Origin of the sequence: Mycobacterium sp. pR1184 (genome assembly GCF_041287235.1) — a bacterium.
Classification (GTDB): Bacteria; Actinomycetota; Actinomycetes; order Mycobacteriales; family Mycobacteriaceae; genus Mycobacterium.
On the sequence record NZ_JBGGKR010000011.1, the window covers coordinates 76,492 to 97,620 of the forward strand.

A 21,129-nucleotide genomic window follows, 5' to 3' on the forward strand; every position below is an offset into this window, starting at 1 on the left:
CGAATCAATCATGCCAACTTGAAACCGGTATATCCCGCGGCGGCGATTTCGTCGCAGCGGCGCCGATATTCGGGGATCCCACCGGTGTAGCCCATGTACATCCGCTTCTTGCCGGGCACGTTACCGCCGTTGTACCAGGAGTTACAGGACGGGTGAACTAACACCGTCGGCGCGACCAGCGCGGTGGCGTGGTCGATCCACTCCTGTTGGGCGGTACTCAGCGCTTCGATCGTGCGTATTCCGTTGTCGCGCAGATGTGCGATGCAATCACCGATCCACTCCACGTGTTGTTCCAGCGCCGCGACGAAGTTCGTGGCGGCGCTCGGGCTGCCCGGACCCTGGATGGTGAACAGATTCGGGAACCCGGCGACCGCCAGCCCGAGGTAGGACAGCGGCCCCTCGGTGGCCCAGAATTCACCGAGCGATATCGCGTCGCGGCCCCGGATGTCGATGCGGGACAGCGCCCCGGTCATCGCGTCGAACCCGGTGGCGTAGACGATCACGTCGAGCTCATACTCAGTGGCTTCGGTGCGGATGCCGTTCGCGGTGATTTCGCGAATTGGCGACTTGCGCAGGTCGATGAGGGTGACGTTGTCCCGGTTGTAGGTCTGGTAGTAACCCTGGTCGATGATCGGCCGCTTGCAGGCGAACGGATGCACCGGCACCAACGACGCCGCCGTCTGCGGATCCTTGACGATGCGAGCCACGGCTTCGCCGTAAAGCCGGGCGGCCATCCGGTTGGCTTCGATGTCGAAGAAGACGTCGCTCCAGTTGAGCGCGCCCATCACGCCGTTTTCCTCGATGGCGCGCAGTTGCTCTTCGCGCGACGCCGACTTGATCGCCGGACTACTCAGCATTTCCAGCAGGACGGAAAAGGCGCTCAACCGCGCCGCCCCGATCGGGTGGGCCCGCTGGGCTTCGCGGATCTCGCCGTAGCGACCTTTCATCTGGTCGAGCTCGCCAGGTTCGAAGCGGTGCACGCGCCAGGGCAGGGTGTATGCGGGTGATCGCTGAAACACGCAGAGCTGCAAGGCTTGTTGAGCCACCACGGGAATCAGCTGAACTCCGGTCGAGCCGGTGCCGATGACGCCGACCCGCTTGCCAGTGAGGTCGGAGCCCTCGTTGGGCCAGCGGCTGGTGAACAGCGAGGTTCCGGCGAACGTCTTCATTCCGGGGATGTCGGGGTCGAGCGGCACCGACAGGATGCCGGAGGCCGCGACGACGAACGGTGCGACAAAGGCTTCACCGGATTCAGTGCGCACCAGCCACACCGCGGCCTCTTCGTCGAACTCCATCGCGACGACCTTGGTGTGGAACGCGATATCGCGCCGCAGGTCCAGCCGGTCGGCGACGAAGTTCAGGTACGCCTCGATCTCCGGCTGGGCCGGCATCGACTCGGTCCAGACCCATTCCTGCTGAATCTCTTCGGAGAAGCTGTAGGAGTATTCGATGCTTTCGATGTCGCATCGCGCGCCCGGGTAGCGGTTGAACAGCCAGGTGCCGCCGACGTTTTCAGCCATCTCCAGCACTCGGGTACGCAAGCCGAGCTGCCGTAACCGATGCAGCATGTACAGGCCGGAGAACCCGGCACCGATCACCAGCACGTCGAAAGATGCGCCGTGTTCCGGCACTTGCGTCATCGGGCCGTTGCCGTCATTTCACTCCTTGCCGAGCACGCAACGAACTGCTGAAATCTATACTGTAACGGATCTAGTATCAACGATCACGAGAGGCGCCAGCGTGAAAGTGCCGTTCACCTGGAAAGTCACCGGATGGTTCATGGTCGGGTGGTCCCCGGAGTTCCCCGTCGGCGAGGTCCGGCCGCTGCAGTACTTCGGTGAGGATCTGGTCGCCTACCGCGACGACTCGGGCGAGCTGCACGTGCTGGAAGGACATTGCAAACACCTCGGCGCCCACATCGGTCACGGCGGCAAGGTGGTCGGCGACTGCGTCCAGTGCCCCTTCCACGGCTGGCGCTGGGGCCCGGACGGCACCAACCGCTACATCCCCTATCAGCCGGACCGTCCCAACAAGGCGCTGCGGCTCAAGTCGTATCCGGTCCAGGAGCAATACGACTGCGTCTTCATCTGGCATCACCCCGACGGCAAACAGCCGCAGTGGCAGATGCCGGACATTTTCCGGAAGTTCCCGCAGTTCGAGACGGATCCGGCCGGCTACTACCGGGCGTATCCGGAGTTCTCCAGGCGTGCCGCGCGCGAACCGGTGCATCCGCAGATCGTCGCGGAGAACGCCCCGGACAGCGCCCATTTCGAGTACGTCCACCACGCGACGGTGACACCGCGGGTGCTGGACTGGAAGATCGTCGACCAGGAATGGCAATTCGTCGCGGGCTGGCCGGATGCGCGCAGTGACAATCCCGACGATCTCGCATTACGGTTCCACAGCCACCTGTTCGGGCTCGGCGGGGCGATCAGCGTCTTCGAGGGCGCGCAGAATCATCGCCTGATCTTCACCTGCACGCCGGTCGACGACGAGTGCTCGGACCTGTTCTATTCGATCTGGTGGCCGCGCATCCCCGGTGATGACTCGGATGTACCCGAGGGCAAACTGCGCGACCTGATCGAAAAGCAGTTCCTGTCCACCGTATTCGACGACTTGGAAATCTGGCGCTACCAGAAGTACGTCGAAAATCCGGCACTGTCCAAGGTCGACGCGAAAGGCTATATGGCACTGCGAAAATGGGCGACACAGTTCTACGACGTGCCGGCATGAAGCCACACCTGGCCGACCTCGTCACGCCCGCACGCACGGCGATCATCGCCCAGGAGTGTCAGGGCGCGGTCATGGGCCCGGACGCCGGGCTGGCCATGCTCGCCGAGGAAGCCCGCCGCGAGGCACTGCCCAACATCGTGCGGCTGTTGCCCGCGGCCCGGGCGGCCGGCGTGCATGTCGTGCACTGCCTGGTGCAGCGCCGTCCCGACGGGCTTGGGTCCAACCACAATGCCAAGATCTTCGCGATGAGCGGCGGCAACCAGGTGGACATCACTCCCGGTACCCCCGGCGCGGACGTACTGCCCGAATTAGGTCCCGAGCCAACGGATTTGATTCTGCGCCGCTGGCACGGGGTGGGACCGATGGGTGGCACCGACCTGGATGCGGTGTTGCGCAACCTCGGGGTGTCCACGCTCGTCGTGGTCGGCGTCTCGCTGAATATCGCGATACCCAACGTTGTCATGGACGCGGTCAATGCCGCCTATCGCGTTGTGATCCCCCGGGACGCTGTCGCGGGCATTCCCACCGAGTACGGTGCAGCGATGATCGCCAACACGCTGTCGCTGCTGGCAACCATCACCACGACCGACGATCTGCTCCAAATCTGGCAGCAGCAGGCCAAAGGATCCTCATGACCGACACCGCCTCCGGCACCCGCGGTGGGTTCCCGGAAATCTCTCCAGTCGATAACGCACCGCCTGAGCTGGGCCGATTCGCTGCGGCGATGCGCCGTCTGCAGGATCTGACGGTGTCGACCAACCCGGACAGCTCGCTGTGGGCAAGTGCCGCACAGCACGTCGAAAACGCCTGTGCCATGCTCGACGGCCACCAGGCTCCAGAGCACGTGGCGCCGGCCGGACGCGTTCTCGAATTGCCCGGGCTGGGCCATCCGCTGCTACCGCCATGGACCCTGACGGAGTCCGGACCCGACGGCGTCACGATGGAAGGCCACTTCAGCCGGTCTCACGTCGGGGGCAACAACGCGGTGCACGGCGGCATGATCCCGCTGTTCTATGACTGGCTGTTCGGCATGGTCGTCTCCACCGCGGGCATTCGCCCGACCCGGACCGCCTACCTGCACGTCGACTACCGCAAGATCACCCCGATCGACGAGCCGCTGATCGCCAAGGGACGAATCGGCAATACCGAAGGCAGGAAAGTCTTCATCTCCTCGGCGATGACGTCGGCCGACGGTGCGGTACTCAGCGAGGCCAACGGCCTGATGGTCCGCCTGCTACCCCACCAGCCGTGAGGGCCAGAATGTCTGACACCGCAACACAATTCACGGTCACGGCCGTCGCTCGCGCGGTCGCGGACGCGATCGGCGACCGGGAGCTGCTGATCCAGGGCGAGCGGCGATTCAGCTACGCGCAGACCATCGAGCGGGCCAACCGTCTCGCGGCGTATCTGCACTCTCGGGGCCTGGGCTGCCACACCGAGCGCTCGGGGCTGGCCGGTCATGAGGTGGGCCAGGACCTGCTCGGCCTGTACGCCTACAACGGAAACGAATTCGTCGAATCGTTACTCGGCGCCTTCGGAGCCCGCGTGGCACCGTTCAACGTCAACTTCCGTTACGTCAAAAGCGAGCTGCAGTATCTACTCGCGGACTCGGGCGCGACAGCGCTGGTGTACCACGGCGCGTTCGCGCCACGGGTGGCCGAAGTCCTGCCCGAGCTCCCGAAGCTACGCGTGCTGATCCAGATCGCTGACGACTCGCGCAACGACTTGGTCCACGGCGCAGTCGATTACGACACCATCATCGATTCCAGCCCGTCGACGCCGCCACCGGTGCAGCACTCACCCGACGACCTGTACGTCCTCTACACCGGCGGCACCACGGGGATGCCGAAGGGTGTGCTGTGGCGCCAGCACGACATCTTCATGACGTCGTTCGGCGGCCGCAGTCTGATGACTGGCGAACCCGCCGGCTCGGTCGACGAGATCGTAGAACGAGCGGCCGCCGCCCCAGGAACCAAATTGATGATCTTGCCGCCACTGATCCATGGTGCGGCGCAGTGGAGCGTGATGACCGCCCTGACCACCGGACAGTCCGTCGTATTCCCTTCGGTCGTAGACCATTTGGACGCCGACGACGTGGTCCGCACGATTGAGCGCGAACGGGTCTCGGTGGTGACGGTGGTCGGCGACGCGATGGCCCGGCCGTTGCTCGCCGCCCTGGAGAAGGGCCTCGCGGACGTGTCGTCGCTGGGCGTGATCGCCAACGGCGGTGCCCTGCTGACGCCGTATGTCAAGCAGCGCTTGATCGAAGCGCTGCCGAATGCCGTTGTGGTGGACGGTGTCGGATCCTCGGAGACCGGGGCGCAGATGCATCACATGTCGGCGTCCGGCGCGGTGTCCACCGGCACCTTCAACGCCGGACCCGATGCCTTCGTGGCATCCGAGGATCTGTCGTCGATACTGCCCCCGGGACACGACGGAATCGGCTGGCTGGCCCAACGCGGTTTCATTCCACTCGGTTACAAGGGCGATGCGGCCAAGACCGCGGCGACCTTCCCGGTGATCGGCGGTGTGCGGTATGCAGTTCCGGGGGACCGGGCCCGCCACCGCGAGGACGCCAGCATCGAGTTACTGGGCCGCGATTCGGTGACGATCAACTCCGGCGGCGAGAAGATCTTCGTCGAGGAGGTCGAAACCGCGATCGCCTCCCATCCCGCGGTGGCCGATGTGGTGGTTGCGGGACGGCCCAGCGAACGCTGGGGTCAAGAGGTCGTCGCCGTCGTAGCGCTGGCCGAAGGGGCGCACGCCGATGCCAAGGATCTGGTGACGCATGCCGCGCAATCGCTGGCTCGCTACAAGCTTCCCAAGTCGGTCGTCTTTCGCCCCGCCATCGAGCGCAGTCCATCGGGCAAGGCCGATTACCGCTGGGCGCGCGAGCAAGCCGGACAAGGGAATTCATGAAGTATCAGGATCGTGTCGCCGTCGTCACCGGTGCCGGGTCCGGAATCGGGCGCGCCTTGACCTATGCGCTCACTCAAGGCGGAGCGCACGTGGCGGCCTCCGACATCGACACGGCGAATCTGGCTGCGACACAGGCCATGTGCCGGTCGGGCCACGTCACCACGTATCAAGTCAACGTCGCGGACCGCGATGCGGTGTGCGGGCACGCCGAAGACGTCCGCCGCGATCTCGGGCCGGCATCGATGCTGTTCAACAACGCCGGGGTCGACCTGTTCGCCAGCGTGGCGGACATGTCCTGGAAGGACTTCGACTGGCTCGTCGGCATCAACATCGGTGGCGTGGTCAGCGGGACCAAAGCCTTTCTGCCGCAGCTGATCGAATCCGGGACTACCCAGCGACCCGCGCGATTGGTCAACCTGTCCAGCGCGTTCGGCCTGATCGCGGTCCCCTACCAAGGTGCTTACAGCACTTCGAAATTCGCGGTGCGGGGCTTCACCGAGGCGCTGCGCGAAGAGATGATCCTGCAGCGCCACCCGGTGACGGTACATTGCGTGCACCCGGGCGTGGTACGCACCAATTTCGGGACGAACATGCGCGCCGCGCAGACCGAAGATCCCGAGCAGGCGGCGAAGTACTTCAGCCGAATGGCACTGACGTCGCCGGAGAAGGCCGCTCAGATCATCCTGCGCGGAGCCGAGAAGAATCGCGCCCGAATCCTGGTCGGAGCCGACGGGCGGGTGATGGCGGCGCTGCCGCGCCTGCTCGGTGTCCGATACGCCGACCTGATGGCGTACGCCGCGAGGCTGAGTCCCAACGCGCGCTAGGGGCGCGGGCTGCCCTTGAGGCGGCGACGGGTCCTAACCCCACGTTGTCTACTGTAGTAATTACAGTACGATCTTACGTAATGACTGTCCTGGTGCGCTGAGACGGAAGAAGATGCTGGAGATCTAGGTGACGACAAACGTTCACACCACTGGCACCGGCGAGGAAACCGTCGATCTGCGTGACCCCTATCCGTACTTCGCCCACAAGCGCCGTCAGTCCGGTGTCTTCCGCGGGACGGTCATGGATTACACCAAGACGCCCGAGTCCATGCAGCCCAAGAACGAGTACTCCGCGGTGTCGTTCAACGCGGTCAACACGGTGTTCCGGGACGGGCGGGTGTTCAGCTCCAAGCCCTATGACAAGACGATCGGCCTGTTCATGGGCCCGACCATTCTGGCGATGGAAGGCAGGAAGCATCGCGAACACCGCAACCTGGTATCGGCCGCGTTCAAGTCCCGGGCCCTGGCACAGTGGGAACCGACGATCGTGCGGCCGATCTGCAACGCGCTGATCGACGAATTCATCGAAAGCGGCACCGCCGACCTCATCCGCAACTACACGTTCGAGTTCCCCACCCGCGTGATCGCCCGGCTGCTGGGCCTGCCGGACGAAGACCTGCCGGTGTTCCGTAAGCGCGCCGTGCAATTGATCAGCTACCACGTCAACTACGAGAAGGCCTTCGAGGCGTCGGCGGCACTGAAGGATTACTTCGTCGAGCAGATCGAGAAGCGCAAGTCCAAGCCCACAGCGGACATCATCGGCGATCTGGTTACGGCCGAGATCGACGGCGAAAAGCTCAGCGACGAGGCCATCTATTCGTTCCTGCGGCTGTTGTTGCCCGCCGGGCTGGAAACCACCTACCGGTCCTCGGGAAACCTGCTGTATCTGTTGCTCACCCACCCCGAACAGTTCGCCGCCGTACAAGCCGATCACGCCCTGATCGGCCAGGCGATCGAGGAAGGCCTGCGCTACGAGACGCCGCTGACCACCGTGCAGCGGTTCACGACCGAGGACACCGAACTGGAAGGCGTCACGATTCCGGCGCGCTCGGTGATCGGGGTGTGCATCGGCTCGGCCAACCGGGACGAAACGCGCTGGGCGCGGTCCGAAGAGTTCGACATCTTCCGCAAGGCCATTCCGCACATTTCATTCGCCGCCGGTGAGCACACCTGCCTGGGTCTGCACTTGGCACGGCTGGAGACGCGTGCCGCGATCGAATGCCTACTGAGCCGGTTGACCAACTTCACGGTGCTCACCGACGACGACCCGCACATCCACGGCCAGCCCTTCCGATCGCCGACGGTGCTTCCCGTGACGTTCGACGCCAAGTAGCGTCCGCGGTTAAGAAACGTAGGGCCTGACGACAACGGAGTTGGTGGGAGAAATGGTCAAGGTAATGCAGGGCATTCGTGTCCTCGAGGTTGCCCAGTTCACGTTCGTCCCGGCGGCGGGAGCGATCCTTGCCGACTGGGGCGCGGACGTGATCAAGGTCGAGCACCCGCTGCGTGGTGATACCCAACGTGGCTTCCTCAACATGGGCGGCATTCAGGTCAACCCCGACCGGCATCCGCTGATGGAGCATCCCAACCGCGGCAAGCGCAGCGTCGGGATCGACGTGTCCACTCCCGGCGGGCAGGAAGTGATCTACGACCTGGCCAAGACTTCCGATGTGTTTCTGACCAACTACAAGCCGTCTCAGCGCCAACAGCACAAGTTCGACCTCGAGCACATTCGCGCGGTGAACCCGAACATCATCTACGCCCGCGGTTCGGCCTACGGCGACAAGGGTGCCGAGCGCAACGTCGGTGGCTACGACGGAACGGCATTTTGGACGCGCAGCGGTATCGGTTACGCGCTGACTCCCGAGGAGCTGGGAGGCGCGCTGGGACAAGGCATTCCCGCGTTCGGCGATTCCATTGGGGGCATGTTCATCGCCGGGGGCATCTCGGCGGCGCTACTGCATCGCGAACGCACCGGGGAGGCGGTCGAACTGGACGTGTCGCTGTTGAGCACGGCGTGGTGGGCCGCCGGCGCCAGCATGACCCAGGGCATGGAGACCGGAGAGGTGATGCGCACGCCGATGCCGGGTTCGGCCGGCGCGATGTCGGTGAATCCGTTCATGGGCAACTACGAAACATCCGACGGCGGCACGATCAACCTGTGCATCATCAGTCCGACCGGCCTGATCCGGGACACCTTCGAGCACCTCGGCATCCCCGAGGCCGCCGACGATGAGCGCTTCTCTGAGGTGCTCCCGTTGATTCAGAACGCCAGCGCGGCCGCCGAGCTGATCGCGAAAGCGTTCGCCGCCAAGCCCTTTGAGTACTGGCGCCAGCACCTCAAGACAATGAAGGGCCAATGGGCGCCGTTTCAGAGCCTGCTCGACCTGGCCAACGACGAGCAGGCGATCGCCAACGACATGATCGCCGAGGTCGAAGTCGCAGCCGGCGGAGCACCGTTCAAGGTCGTCCGCGGGCCCGTCCAGTTCAACCACGAGCCGCTGGAAACCACTCGGGCGCCGCAGGCCTCCGAGCACACCGAGATCGTCTTGATGGAGATCGGAATGGATTGGGATCGCATCGAGGAACTCAAGAATGCGGGAGCCATTGCGTGACGAATGACGTCGCGATCATCGGAGTCGGTCTGCACCCGTTCGGCCGTTTCGAGGGCAAGTCGGCGATGCAAATGGGTGTGGACGCCATCATCGCCGCGCTCGCCGACGCCGGTATCGCCTGGCAGGATGTGCAATTCGCCACCGGCGGCAGCTGGACCGTCGCCAATCCGGATGCGATCGTCGGCATGATCGGGCTCACCGGCATCCCGTTCACCAACGTGTTCAACGCGTGCGCGACGGCGGCCAGCGCGGTCAAGGCCTGCGCCGACGGGATTCGGTTGGGCGACTACGACATCGGCATCGCGATCGGCTTGGACAAGCACCCGCGCGGGGCCTTCACCGAAGACCCGGCACTGGTGGGCATGCCCAGCTGGTATGCGGAGAACGGGCAATATCTGACCACCCAGTTCTTCGGCATGAAGGCCAACCGGTACCTGCACGACCACAACATCTCGCGGGAGACGCTGGCCAAGGTTGCGGCCAAGAACTTCCGCAATGGAGCCTTGAACCCATGCGCGTTTCGCCGTAAGCCGATCCCAGAAGAAGACATCCTCAACTCGACGATGCTCAACTATCCGCTGACCCAATACATGTTCTGCGCACCCGACGAAGGCGCCGCCGCGGCGGTGATGTGTCGGGCCGACATCGCGCACCGATACACCGCCAAGCCGGTCTACCTGAAGGCTGTGGAAGTCCGCACCCGGCGTTACGGCGCCTACGAGGTCAACACCACATGCGCTCCAGTCGAAGAAGACGTCGCGCCAACGGTTTACGCCGCCCGTGCCGCGTTCGAGAAGGCCGGTGTCGCGCCCGCCGACGTCGACGTGATCCAGTTGCAGGACACCGATGCCGGCGCCGAGATCATCCACATGGCCGAGTGCGGGTTCTGCGAGCACGGCGACCAGGAAAAGCTGCTGGCCGACGGCGCTACCGAGATCAGTGGCCCGATGCCGGTCAACACCGACGGCGGGCTGATCGCCAACGGCGAGCCTATCGGCGCCTCCGGGCTGCGGCAGATCCACGAGATCGTCCGCCAACTCCGCGGTGACGCGGGTGACCGTCAGGTGGCCGGCAATCCGAAGGTGGGGTTCACCCAGTTGTACGGCGCACCCGGCACCGCCGCGGCCACCATCCTGACGACCTGACGCGACCGTCGATGGCTCAGTTCACCCGGTAGGCGATTTCGCTTCAGTTCACGTTCTGCGCATCAACGAATTCGCAGAACGCATCGTAGGCACGAGCGCCGTAAATCGTGGCCGGACCGCCGTGCATCAGAATGCTCACGCCAATGGCCTCGGCGGCTTCCGCTTTGGAGGCACCGGCACGAACGGCTCCCTGCGCGTGTGAGGCGATGCAGCCGTCACACTCCGCCACCACCCCGATTGCCAGCGCAATAAGTTCCTTCGTCTTGGTATCCAGAGCACCGGAAGTCAGTGCCGCCTTGCTCATTTCGCCAAATCCCCGGTACACATCCGGGATCATCTTCCGCAGCGCGCGGTGCTGCGTGTTCAGGTCGTTCAAAACGCCTTGATAGTGGTTGTGATCGCTCATGTCATTTACAATCCATATACCCGCCGGGGTATTCCCGTGAGCATGGCAACACGGCTATGGGCGCGGCGGTATCGACGGTCCGGGCGTCTGCGACGGTCCTGGCGTCTGCGACGTGCCCGGGCCTCCCGGGCCCATCATGCCCCCCGGGCCCATCATGCCGCCTGAGTTCATCATCGGGCAGCCCGTCATGCCGGGATGCATGCGGCCACCGGGCCAGCCATCACGATCCCAGCCATGCTCACGGCCCGAAGACCAGCCCAACATAAGTCCGGAGTAGAAGATCACCGCAACGACGAACACGACACCGGCCGTGATGACCACCCACGCAACGGCTTGACCGAGCCGGCTCGGCCGGTCGCGCTGTTCGGCAACGGGAGGCTGCCCGCCCGAGGTGGCGCGAGGGGCCTCCAATTCAGATTCATCCGTCATGATTCGAATGATGTCCCACAGCTGCGGCCCTGCGGTAGGGACCATCGGCCCTACTAGCGCCCACCATCGCCGGCGCCGCTGACGTCGACGAACCACAATTGGCCGCGGCCGCGTCCTCGCCCAGTAGGAGGGAGCGAACCAGCCGACGCGGCCCGAAAGGCCGCAGCATCGAGCTGGCGGGGCGTGGGCGCACGCGGATCGGCCACCAGAACCAGCGTCCCAGCAAGGCAGCGATCGACGGCGTCATCAGCGAGCGCACGATCAGCGTGTCGAACAGCAGGCCCAGACCAATTGTCGTGCCGGCCTGCCCAATAGAGCTCAGATCGCTGGCGGCCATCGACATCATGGTGAAGGCGAAGACCAGGCCCGCCGAGGTGACTACCCCACCCGTCTCACCCATCGAGCGAATGATGCCGGTTCTCAGCCCGGCTCCGATCTCCTCTTGGAAGCGCGACACCAGCAGCAGGTTGTAGTCGGAGCCGACCGCGAGCAGGATGATCAAGCCGAACACGGGTGCGATCCAGTTCAAATCCAGGCCGAAGAGATGCTGCCATACCAGCACCGAGAGACCGAACGCGGCGCCGAGCGACAACAGCACCGTTCCGACGATCACCAAGGACGCCACCAGTGCCCGGGTGATAATCACCATGACAGCGAAAATCAGTGTCAGAGCGGCAATCCCGACGATCAGCAGGTCGTACTGAGAGCCCGATTGAATGTCACGGTAGATGGCGGCGGTCCCGGCGAGGTAGAACTTGGCATCGGTCAGGGCCGTGCCCTTCACCGCTTGGTGCGCGGCGGCCAGTTCCGGCTTGACCGCCGAGATGCCGGCCGGGGTGGCCGGGTCCGCGTCATGGGTGACGATGAAGCGCGCGGCCTTGCCGTCCGGTGACAGGAAGAGCTGCAGACCCCGCTGGAAGTCGGGATTCTGGAATGCTTCCGGTGGCAGGTAGAAGTAGTCGCCACTGCGTGAGGCATCGAAGGCCTGACCCATCGCGCTGGCGGTATCGGTCATCTGAGCCATTTGCGTGAGCAGGCCCGAGAAGCTGCTGTGCATGGTAAGCAGGGTCGCTTGCATGGACTTCGCGACCGCGATGATCGGCGGGAACTGGGCCAGCATCTGGGGCATGATCGCGTCGACGTTGCCCATGTCCTTGATCAGCGTGCTCATGTTCTCGCTGAACTTGTCCACCCCATCGATCGCCTCGAACACCGACCTCGACGCCCAGCACACCGGGATGTTGAAACAGTGTTGTTCCCAATACAAATAGTTGCGGAACGGCCGTGCGAAGTCGTCGAAATCCGACAGATGGTCCCGCATCTCGTTCAGCGTGGCTTGCATCTCGCCCATGTCGCCGACCATGTGATGCGTAGTGCCGCTCAGCTGCCCGAGCAAACCTTGCATCCGCTCCATCGAGGCGATCATCGCGCCGAGATCGTCGCTCATCGTGAGCATGTCCGCCGTGCGGTCCCTCATGAATTGGAGGTTCTGCTGGATCGGAATCGACTGGGCACTGATCTGGAACGGTATCGAGGTGTGCTCAATCGGGCCGCCCAACGGGCGGGTAATGCTTTGCACCATCGCGATGCCCGGGGAGCGGAAGACATCCTTTGCGATTCTGTCCAAGATGATCATGTCGCCGCTGTTGCGCATGTCGTGATCGCCCTCGATCATCAGGATGTCGGGATTCATGGTGGCGGCGCTGAAATGCCGCTCCGCGGCGGCATATCCGACATTCGATGGCAGGGTCCCGGGTATGTAGAAGCGGTCGTTATAGCTGACCTTCATGCTCGGCATGATCAAAATGCCAACGATCGCGATGATCAGCGAGGCCGCGAACACCGGGCCCGGCCAGCGGACGGTCGCGGTCCCGATGCGCCGCCAGCCACGCGTCTTGATCATCCGTCTCGGGTCGAGCAAGCCGAATCGAGTTGCCACCGCGACCACGGCCGGGGCCGCGGTGAGCGCACCCGCGACCACCACGAGCAACCCCAGAGCCGACGGAATGCCCAATGCCTTGAAGTACGACAGTCGCGCCAGGTGGAGGCAGAAGGTGGCACCGGCGATCGTCAACCCCGAGCCCAAGATGATGTGAAAGGTCCCGCGAAACATCGTGTAGTAGGCGGCTTCTCGATCCTGACCGGCCTGGCGGGCCTCCTGATAGCGACCGATCAGGAATATCGCATAGTCCGTTCCCGCCGCGATCGCCAACGAGGACAGCATCGCGACGACGAACGTCGAGAAGCCCAACAGCCCGTAGTTGCCCAGCAACGCGATAAGGCCCCTGGCCGTACCCATCTCGAAGCCGACCATGGCCAAAACCAACAGCATTGTGCTGACCGAACGATAGGCAATGAACAGCATGATCATGATGACCACGCCCGTCACGCCCATCATTTTGAGCATGCTCTTGTCGGCGGCCTCATTCATATCGGTGGTGAGCGGCGCCGGACCCGTCACGTAGACCTTGATCCCGTTGGGCGGTGCTGATTTGTCAACGACCTCGCGCACAGCTTTGACGGACTCGTTGCCTTGGGTGCTGCCCTGGTTGCCGGCCAGATTGAGTTGGACGTATGCAGCTTTGCCGTCCCTGCTCTGCACACCGGCGGCAGTGAGCGGGTCTCCCCACACGTTCTGGACATGCTGCACGTGCTTGGGGTCAGCCAGCAGCTTGTTCACCAAGCCGTCGTAATAGCGGTGCGCGTCATCTCCGAGAGGCTTGTCGCCTTCCAGGACGATCATCGCGGTGCTGTCGGAATCGGATTCGTGGAACGTCGAGCCGATGCGCTTCGCGGCGACCATCGCTGGTGCATCCTGCGGCGACATCGTCACCGCGTGGTTGCGGGCGACCGATTCGATCGGCGGCACAAGCACATTCAAGGCAACGGTCAGCAGCAGCCAAGCTATCAGGATCGGCACCGCGAAGGTGCGGACGAACCGCATGAATTTCGGACGAGCGTCGCTATCGGTGCTCATGCGGCCTTCACCAAACATGAAGTTTGTGCGTGGTGTCCGGCCGAGGATTTCTCGTCTTTGACCTCGCCGTTGACAGTGATGCGGCATCCGATGTTGTCGCTATCGCCCTGTGCCACCACGTTGGCGATCACGGCCGGCACCGTCGTGTCTATCGTGTAAGTCCAGGGCAGCCGCGTGAACATCGCTTGTTCGGACTGGGCGTTCTTGTTCAGGTAACTCACGCTTCCAGCCGTGTCGCTGGGCCCGTAAACCTCATATGTCACCCGCTTGATATGCGTCGGTTCGAGCGGTTCGGCGCTGCTCCCGGTCGCGGTGAAGATCGCGTCGGAGCCGAAGACACCGCGCAGGCGCATAACGGCAATGCCGCCCAGCACGATCGCCACCACGACCACGATCGGCACCCATGCTCGCTGGAGGAATCTCAACATCGGTGTTTTCGCTCTCATTGCCTCGTGTTGTCAGTTTCGCGCCGGCCTAGCGGACCAAACAGGGTCGTTCGGCCCTGATTCGGATGCGCAGAACGGACACTTCCAGCCGATCGCACGTCAGCCTCCCTGCTATTCCTGAGCGCAGCCAATCTGTTTATACCATACCCGGTAGGGTATCAACTACGAAAAAGAGGGACTTTGCCCAGGTCAGCGTGCTAGGGAGTTCCTCATCATGCAACCGCCCAGCGGCTGCGCTAAGAATCGATGGGTCAGGCCAGAGCCAGAAAGAGCTTCTCCAACTCTTCTTCCGTCAGCGGCTTCTTGCCCTTCGCGCCCTTTCCGGTTGAGCATTCGCGCATACCGGTGGCCACGATCTTGAATCCGGCGCGGTCAAGCGCGCGGGAGACCGCGGCCAGCTGCGTGACCACGTCCTTGCAATCGCGGCCCTGCTCGATCATCGAAATAACGCCGGCCAGCTGGCCTTGCGCGCGCCGCAACCGATTCAACACGGCAGCGATGCTGTCCTCGTCACCAACCATCACGATCCCCTCGCTTGTTATATGCCAATATAAGCCATCATTCCCCCGGGGGTATTCCGCAGCGTGATACCAGGGGCCGCTTGAGCCGAGGGGTTGGTGTGTGGCGCGGGGCTAGGAGATTTTCTTGACGGGCGGTGAGTAGTTGGGCTTTCCCAGTCCCAGCGTGTACTGGCCAATCATGTTACGGAACACCTCGAGCGTGCCGCCGTAAATTCCCACCAACGGTGCGAACCGGTAGACGTATTCTGCGCTGCCGTCATCGGCGGCCCCGTCGGCGCCGAACGGCAACGTCGCGGCCGCGCCGTGGATGTCCATCAGGTCCGGGGAGATATCGCGCATTGTCTGGGCGATCGCCACTCGCCCGTAGATGTTAGGGGATGACAACGCCGCCTCCAACCGGGCGACGCTGCGGCCGAGCCGGTACGCGACGGACTGGTCGTCAACGAGCCTGCGCCCGTTGGGATCCCGCCGCGTCACGGCCTTCACGGCGTTGTCGACCGCCAGCGCCATCGAACCGGCCTGGTGCATCATGATCGAGGTGTCCTGCAGGCCGTCGGGTGCGGCCGCCACGGCGCCGTGCTCGGTGTTGAGCGGCTCGCGCAGCACCGTCCAACCGGCGTTCACGTCGCCCAGTCGGTACTTGTCCTCGACGCGGACGTCGCTGTAGTAGACGATGTTGGTCCGGTCGCCGTCCACGGTGCGGATGCCCTGGATCTCGATGCCCAGGGAGTCCAACGGCACCAGGAACATGGTCAGGCTCTTGTGCTTTGGCGCGTCCGGGGCGGTGTTCGTGATCAGGAAGACGTACTGGCAGTTGTGCGCGCCGGTGGTGAACATCTTCGAACCGTTGATCACCCAGTTGTCGCCGTCGCGCACGGCGCGGGTTTTGCAGGTCGCGATGTCGGAACCGCCCTCGGGCTCGGTATAACCGAGGCAGAGCCGGACTTCGCCGCTGAAAACTCGCGGCATCACCTCATCCTGCAGCTCGGCCGAGCCGAACCGCGCGACCGACCGGGCCACCATAGCCGTCGTCCCCCAGGTCACCCACGGAACGTGAGCGCGGCGCTTCTCCAGCTCGTAGATGCGCCGGCGCACACGACTGAATCCGCCCTCGGATTCCGGCTTCCATTCGGATGACAGATAACCCGCGGCGCCGAGTGCCAGATGCACACCCTCGTCGAAGTTGTCACCGGTCTCGCGATCGCGCCGCAGAACTTCCTCGGTCACATGGGTTTTCAGAAAACTGCGCAATTCCTCGCGAAACGCTTTGTCCTCATCGGAAAGCTCCACCTGGGAGAAGTCCATGTTTGCTCCTGTCCTAGACGGCTGCCGCGGCGCTCTCGCGGGCGGTCACGATCTCGGCGACACGCTTCGCGGTGGCGCCGGGGTCTCCGGCCGCGAGCGGCCATCCCCGGGCACGGACCAGGTAGGCCGTCGCCGCGGCTTCGGACGAAACACCAAGTCCACCTTGGATGTGGACGGCCATGGTTGCCGCCTTGGCGGCTTCCTCCGACATGAACACGAACGCCGACGGCGCCAGCTCCGCCCGCTCGCCCGGTTCATTGTCCAGGAACCAGGCCGCCCGCCGGGCCAGGTTTCGCCCGCCCGCAACGGTGATCGCCATGTTGGCCAGCGGATGCGAAATGGCCTGCAGCGTCGAGATCGGAACACCCAATGTGTAACGGGTCTTGGCGAATTCGGCCGCGATGGTCATCGTCTCCTCGACCAGGCCCACCAGAGCAGCCGCGGTCAGCAGTCGCCATTCGTCCAGCGCGAGTTCGTAGTTCGCCAGCGCTTCGGGCCCCTGCGCCACGACCGTGCGATTGTCGGCGCTGGCCGGATCGACCCAGGCCATCGGCAACCGGCCGAGATTGTCGACCTTGGCGGGCCGCGTCCCGAATGTCAGGCGTACCACCTGGTCGCCATCGCGGACGACGATGTGGTCGGCGATCGACCCGGTGGGGATCAGACGTACCCCGGCCGGCGGGCCGTCGATCCGCGCGTCGAGGCCCGCGAGTTGCTCGCCGTCGGCGATCCCGGCAGTGTCGTCACCCAGCGCGCCCAGCCGGCCCAGCAGCCGCGCCGTGCACACGTGATCGATCCACGGGACCGGAGCCAGCGACCGCCCGATCTCTTCGGCCACCAGGGTCAGGTCCACCAGTGTGGCGCCGTCTCCGCCGCAGGACTCCGGCAACGCCATCGTGGTCGCACCCATGGCGCACAATCGCTCCCACAGGTTCTTGTCGAATCCGGAAGGCTCTGCGGCGCGCACCGTTTCGATGGAGCAGTGGGTCTTGAAGAATTGCTTGTAGGCATTCTGCAGATCCACGTGGTGGTCAGACAGGCTGTAGTCCAGTCTGCGTAGCTCGAAGCGGTCCATCTCTGTGCTCCTGTCGTATCTCAGGCACGATCGCCGAAGAAAAACTCCTGTGCGTTGTTGTACAGGTAGTTGTCCAGTACCTCGGCGGGTAGGTCCAGCGCGCGGGCTTCGGGGATCACCCGGTGCATCCGCAGGACCGGCCAGTCGGATGCGTAGATGACCTTGTTCGGGCCGCGGGTGCGCATGTAGTGCAGCAGGCTTTCCGGCAGCCGCTTGGGCGACCAGGCCGAGGTCATCAGGCGCAGGTTTTCGTACTTGAGCATGAGCCGGATAGCGACATCCCACCATGGATCGGCGCCGTGGATCATGCACAGCTTCAGTTCGGGAAACCGCACACACACCCGGTCGAGGTGAATGGGGTTTTGCACCTCTCCGGGGATCGGTGGCCCCGGAATACCGGTGTTGACGCAGAGCGGCAGGTTGAGTTCCGCACACTTGGCGTAGAGCGGGTAGTAGACGGCATCGCTGGGCGGGTATTGGCCGTCGCCCCAAAAGCTGGGTCCCACTACGGCATACGCGACCGGCAGGTCGCGCACGATGGCGGTCAGTTCACGCAACGGCCCCACCGGGCGCAGCAGGTTGACGCCACCCATGGCCAGGGCGAATCGATCCGGCTTGGCTTCGACGAATTTGCGCGCGGTAGTCGACGGACCGGCAAGGTTGTCCATCAGGATGGCCTTCCGCACACCGTGGCCGTCCATCTCGTCGAGCAGCTCGGACAGGTCGACCGGCGCGAACATCGACCGCGGGCCCTTGAAGTAGTCGTCGCGGACCTTGAGCATCCAGGTCGGCTGGGAGTCGGCCTCACCGAAATGCACGTTGACCAGGCAGTCGATCGCTTTCTCGTTCATGCTGGCCCTTCCGCCTCGGCGCCGGCCAATGCCGCAGCCGGAAGCTGTTCTGCGGCAGCTTGTTTAGCCCATCGGTAGTTTGGTTTGCCGTTGCCGAGCCGCTGGACCTGCTCGACGAACAAGATGGCCTTGGGCGCTTTGAAGTGCGCCAGCTGCGACTTGCACAATGCGGCGAGTTCGGCTTCGTCGACGGCGGCTGCGTCCGGCGCGACCGCGACCAGTGCGACGACTTCCTGGCCCCAGCGATCACTGGGCCGCCCCACCACCAGTGCGTCGGCGACGCCGGGGTGGCTACGCAGCACCTCTTCGACCTCTTCGACGAAAACCTTCTCACCGCCGGTGTTTACCACCAACGAATCACGACCGTACAGGCGCAGGGTGCCGTCCGATTCGATACTGGCCCGGTCGCCGGGGATCACCACCCGGGTGCCTTCGATCTCCGGGAAAGTGCGCTCGGTGGCCTCGGCGTCGTCGAAGTAGCCCAACGGAATCCGGCCGCTGCGCGCCACCCAGCCGATCTCGGGATCACCGGGCGCCAAGAACCTGCGGCGATCCTCCGACACCACCGCTGCGCCCTCGCGGAGGTGAAAGGTCTCACTCTGCGTGCCGCGCTGACTGTGCCCGAATCCCATGTTGCCAGATTCCGACGACCCGTAACCATCGATGATGGTGACCTGCGGCAACTTTTCCATCAGCGCGCGCTTGAACTTGGGATTCGTTGCGGCTCCGCCGGTTCCGATTGCATTCAGCCTCGACAGATCGTAGGAACCTCGTTGCAGCTCGTCGACCAGGGGGCCGGCGTACGCGTCGCCCACCATGGTCATCATGCCCACACCTTCGCGCTGCGCAGTCTCCCACACCGCGCGCACGTCGAGTTTGCCCCGGCCGTCGTAGAGCACCGCGGTGAATCCGTTCATGATCGCGGAGAAGGCCGTCCACATTCCGGCGGCATGCATCAGTGGAGAGACCGCGAACCATGGCTGACCGCCACCACGTACCTTGGCGTGAATCTCGTCGACGCTGCTGTGGTCGGCCCCGACCATCGACGCCACATACATGTCGCTTTGGCGCCACAGCACGCCCTTGGGACGGCCGGTCGTTCCGCCGGTGCACATCATGATCAAGTCGTCGGGTGATCCCGGCGCCGGATCCCCCGAACCGCCCTGCGCCAGCGCATCATCCAGCGATACCGCACTGGGCAGTTCGGCGGCGCCGCTGCCGTCGTCGATGGAGATCAACAACTCGGCACCGGGCGACGGCAACACCTCGGCGCAACGCGCGCCGAGCGATCGGTGATAGATGATGCCGCGCGGCCGGACGTAGGAGAGCAGATCGGCGATTTCCCGGGGTGAATAGCTGTAGTTCACGTTGACCGGGACCACGCGGGCCTTCAGGCACGCGATCAACGCGTCCGGGTATAGGTCGTTGTACATCAGCAGCGCGACCCGGTCTTGACCGCACTCCCAGCGGTTCAACGTGTCGCGTTCACGGTGCACCCCGAAACCGTTGGCGATCAAGAAGTTCGCCAATCGACTGGTCCGCTCTGCCGACTCGGCGAAGGTGCTGCGGCGTGATCCGCACACCGTCATCAAGCGGTCACCGATGACGTCGGCGATGGTGTCGAGAACCGCACCGACGGTCCATTCACTCACTGCCGTGGCCGCCTAGGCCGCCACGGTGGCTTTGACGCCGAGCAGATCTAACGCGTTGTCGCGCATGATCTTGCGGATGTCCGATTCGCTGAAGGCGGTCAGTTCTTCGGCGAACGACATCGGCGATTCGAGACCTTCGCCATGCGGCCAGTCGGAACCGAACAGGATCTTGTCGACGCCGATGACCTCGGCCAGCTCCGGCAGGTCATCCTCGTAGTACGGAGCGATCCACACGTTGTTGCGTAACTGCTGCACCGGGTCCTCGGGAAAGTCGCGCGGCTGGGTGTTGGCTGCCTTTTTCAGGCGCTTGACGAGCCGATGCACGAAATACGAACCGTTTTCGATGCTGACCGCCTTCAAGCTCGGATGGCGGGTGAACACACCATGCACGATCATCGAGGCCATCGTGTCGTGGATGGCACGGTCGTCAAGCAGCACATTGTCCAACGGATCCTTGGCGCCAAACCCTTCGAACGTCGCCTTGCCACCCCAGGCGGCGGCGATGTGTAGATAGCCGCTGTCGCTCAGGTGGAATCCGACCGGCACTCCCGCCTCGGCCAGCCGGGCCCAGACCGGGTCGTGGCTGGGATGCCCGAGCGAGCGCGGCTTGACCAAGCCGGGCACCGGCGCCGGACGAACCAGCACCAGCTTGGCGCCGCGCGCCAACACGAAGTCGACCTCCTCGAGCGCCTTGACGGGGTCGGCCAGCGAGATGATCGGCGCGGAAATGATGCGACGATCCGGGCGGTCGAAGCCCCAGTCCTCGTCGAGCCACAGGTTGAACGCGTGCACCGACGCCATTGTCGCGTCGATGTCATGCTTGAGCGCTTCTTCGACTCCGCATCCGAATGTCGGCAACATGAAGACGGTGTCGATGTCCTGGGTGTCCATCACCGTGATGCGGGCGTCGCGGTTCTGGTACTCGGGGTGTTCGCCGAGCCGCTCGACCTTCATCAGCGACGCCGGATCGACGCCCTCGGGAATCTCACCGCGGAACAACAGGTCGAGGCAACCGGGCACGATGATCGGGTCGAAGGTGGGGTTGGGAATGAAGTGATTGACCCGGCCGCCGATGACCGCCAAGGTGCGCTTGCCCTGTGTGACCATCTGCACGCCGCGGCTCTTGAACGCTTTGTCCAGGTGGCGGGTGAACGCGTCCAGCGGTTCGTAGTAGTGGTTATCGACGTCAATCGCCTTGTAGCTCAAGCTATTCATCATCTTCCTTCCCTGG

General features: G+C 64.1%; 19 protein-coding genes. 8 read left to right on the plus strand and 11 right to left on the minus strand.

Annotation, left to right across the window (positions count from 1 at the left end; all coding sequences use genetic code 11):
- Positions 1-8: 8 nt before the first annotated feature.
- Complete coding sequence (locus tag ACAG21_RS19485; protein WP_370497901.1) at positions 9-1,640, minus strand: flavin-containing monooxygenase; 1,632 nt, start codon at positions 1,638-1,640, stop codon at positions 9-11.
- A 100-nt stretch (positions 1,641-1,740) separates the two neighbouring features.
- Here ACAG21_RS19485 and ACAG21_RS19490 point away from each other — a divergent pair, with 100 nt between their 5' ends.
- The 8 genes from ACAG21_RS19490 (at position 1,741) to ACAG21_RS19525 (ending at position 10,236) form a co-directional block, all read left to right on the plus strand.
- Positions 1,741-2,733, plus strand: coding sequence for a Rieske 2Fe-2S domain-containing protein (locus ACAG21_RS19490; RefSeq protein WP_370497902.1), 993 nt, complete (start codon positions 1,741-1,743; stop codon positions 2,731-2,733).
- Positions 2,730-3,368 (plus strand): cysteine hydrolase, encoded by a 639-nt coding sequence (locus ACAG21_RS19495; protein WP_370497903.1) that lies wholly within the window; start codon positions 2,730-2,732, stop codon positions 3,366-3,368. The genes ACAG21_RS19490 and ACAG21_RS19495 overlap by 4 nt, the downstream gene beginning before the upstream one ends.
- Positions 3,365-3,985, plus strand: coding sequence for a PaaI family thioesterase (locus tag ACAG21_RS19500; RefSeq protein WP_370497904.1), 621 nt, complete (start codon positions 3,365-3,367; stop codon positions 3,983-3,985). Before ACAG21_RS19495 ends, ACAG21_RS19500 begins: the two co-directional genes overlap by 4 nt.
- A gap of 8 nt (positions 3,986-3,993) precedes the next feature.
- Entirely contained in the window at positions 3,994-5,652 is a 1,659-nt protein-coding gene (locus ACAG21_RS19505; protein WP_370497905.1) for an acyl-CoA synthetase, read from the plus strand.
- Complete coding sequence (locus tag ACAG21_RS19510; RefSeq protein ID WP_370497906.1) at positions 5,649-6,476, plus strand: SDR family NAD(P)-dependent oxidoreductase; 828 nt, start codon at positions 5,649-5,651, stop codon at positions 6,474-6,476. Before ACAG21_RS19505 ends, ACAG21_RS19510 begins: the two co-directional genes overlap by 4 nt.
- Before the next feature lie 127 nt (positions 6,477-6,603).
- Positions 6,604-7,809: a cytochrome P450 gene (locus tag ACAG21_RS19515; protein WP_370497907.1), complete on the plus strand. Its 1,206-nt coding sequence runs from the start codon at positions 6,604-6,606 to the stop codon at positions 7,807-7,809.
- A gap of 64 nt (positions 7,810-7,873) precedes the next feature.
- Positions 7,874-9,091 (plus strand): CaiB/BaiF CoA transferase family protein, encoded by a 1,218-nt coding sequence (locus tag ACAG21_RS19520; protein ID WP_370498027.1) that lies wholly within the window; start codon positions 7,874-7,876, stop codon positions 9,089-9,091.
- Positions 9,088-10,236, plus strand: coding sequence for a thiolase family protein (locus ACAG21_RS19525; RefSeq protein ID WP_370497908.1), 1,149 nt, complete (start codon positions 9,088-9,090; stop codon positions 10,234-10,236). The genes ACAG21_RS19520 and ACAG21_RS19525 overlap by 4 nt, the downstream gene beginning before the upstream one ends.
- 43 nt (positions 10,237-10,279) lie before the next feature.
- Here ACAG21_RS19525 and ACAG21_RS19530 read toward each other — a convergent pair whose 3' ends face one another.
- From ACAG21_RS19530 to ACAG21_RS19575, 10 genes are all read right to left on the minus strand, one after another.
- Positions 10,280-10,642: a carboxymuconolactone decarboxylase family protein gene (locus tag ACAG21_RS19530; protein WP_370497909.1), complete on the minus strand. Its 363-nt coding sequence runs from the start codon at positions 10,640-10,642 to the stop codon at positions 10,280-10,282.
- Between the two features lie 54 nt (positions 10,643-10,696).
- Positions 10,697-11,071 (minus strand): hypothetical protein, encoded by a 375-nt coding sequence (locus ACAG21_RS19535; protein ID WP_370497910.1) that lies wholly within the window; start codon positions 11,069-11,071, stop codon positions 10,697-10,699.
- Positions 11,061-14,048: an RND family transporter gene (locus ACAG21_RS19540; protein ID WP_370497911.1), complete on the minus strand. Its 2,988-nt coding sequence runs from the start codon at positions 14,046-14,048 to the stop codon at positions 11,061-11,063. Before ACAG21_RS19540 ends, ACAG21_RS19535 begins: the two co-directional genes overlap by 11 nt.
- On the minus strand, positions 14,045-14,476 hold the full coding sequence (locus tag ACAG21_RS19545; protein ID WP_370497912.1) for an MmpS family transport accessory protein: 432 nt from the start codon (positions 14,474-14,476) through the stop codon (positions 14,045-14,047). Before ACAG21_RS19545 ends, ACAG21_RS19540 begins: the two co-directional genes overlap by 4 nt.
- A 269-nt stretch (positions 14,477-14,745) precedes the next feature.
- On the minus strand, positions 14,746-15,015 hold the full coding sequence (locus ACAG21_RS19550; RefSeq protein ID WP_096441666.1) for a metal-sensitive transcriptional regulator: 270 nt from the start codon (positions 15,013-15,015) through the stop codon (positions 14,746-14,748).
- A gap of 111 nt (positions 15,016-15,126) precedes the next feature.
- Complete coding sequence (locus ACAG21_RS19555; RefSeq protein WP_370497913.1) at positions 15,127-16,320, minus strand: acyl-CoA dehydrogenase family protein; 1,194 nt, start codon at positions 16,318-16,320, stop codon at positions 15,127-15,129.
- 13 nt (positions 16,321-16,333) lie between these two features.
- Positions 16,334-17,395 (minus strand): acyl-CoA dehydrogenase family protein, encoded by a 1,062-nt coding sequence (locus ACAG21_RS19560; protein WP_370497914.1) that lies wholly within the window; start codon positions 17,393-17,395, stop codon positions 16,334-16,336.
- A 20-nt stretch (positions 17,396-17,415) separates the two neighbouring features.
- Entirely contained in the window at positions 17,416-18,246 is an 831-nt protein-coding gene (locus ACAG21_RS19565; RefSeq protein ID WP_370497915.1) for an amidohydrolase family protein, read from the minus strand.
- The gene (locus ACAG21_RS19570) at positions 18,243-19,898 is read right to left on the minus strand and encodes an acyl-CoA synthetase (RefSeq protein WP_370497916.1); all 1,656 of its coding nucleotides are present in this window, start codon (positions 19,896-19,898) and stop codon (positions 18,243-18,245) included. Before ACAG21_RS19570 ends, ACAG21_RS19565 begins: the two co-directional genes overlap by 4 nt.
- 12 nt (positions 19,899-19,910) lie before the next feature.
- Positions 19,911-21,113 (minus strand): amidohydrolase family protein, encoded by a 1,203-nt coding sequence (locus ACAG21_RS19575; RefSeq protein ID WP_370498029.1) that lies wholly within the window; start codon positions 21,111-21,113, stop codon positions 19,911-19,913.
- Between the last annotated feature and the right edge of the window lie 16 nt (positions 21,114-21,129).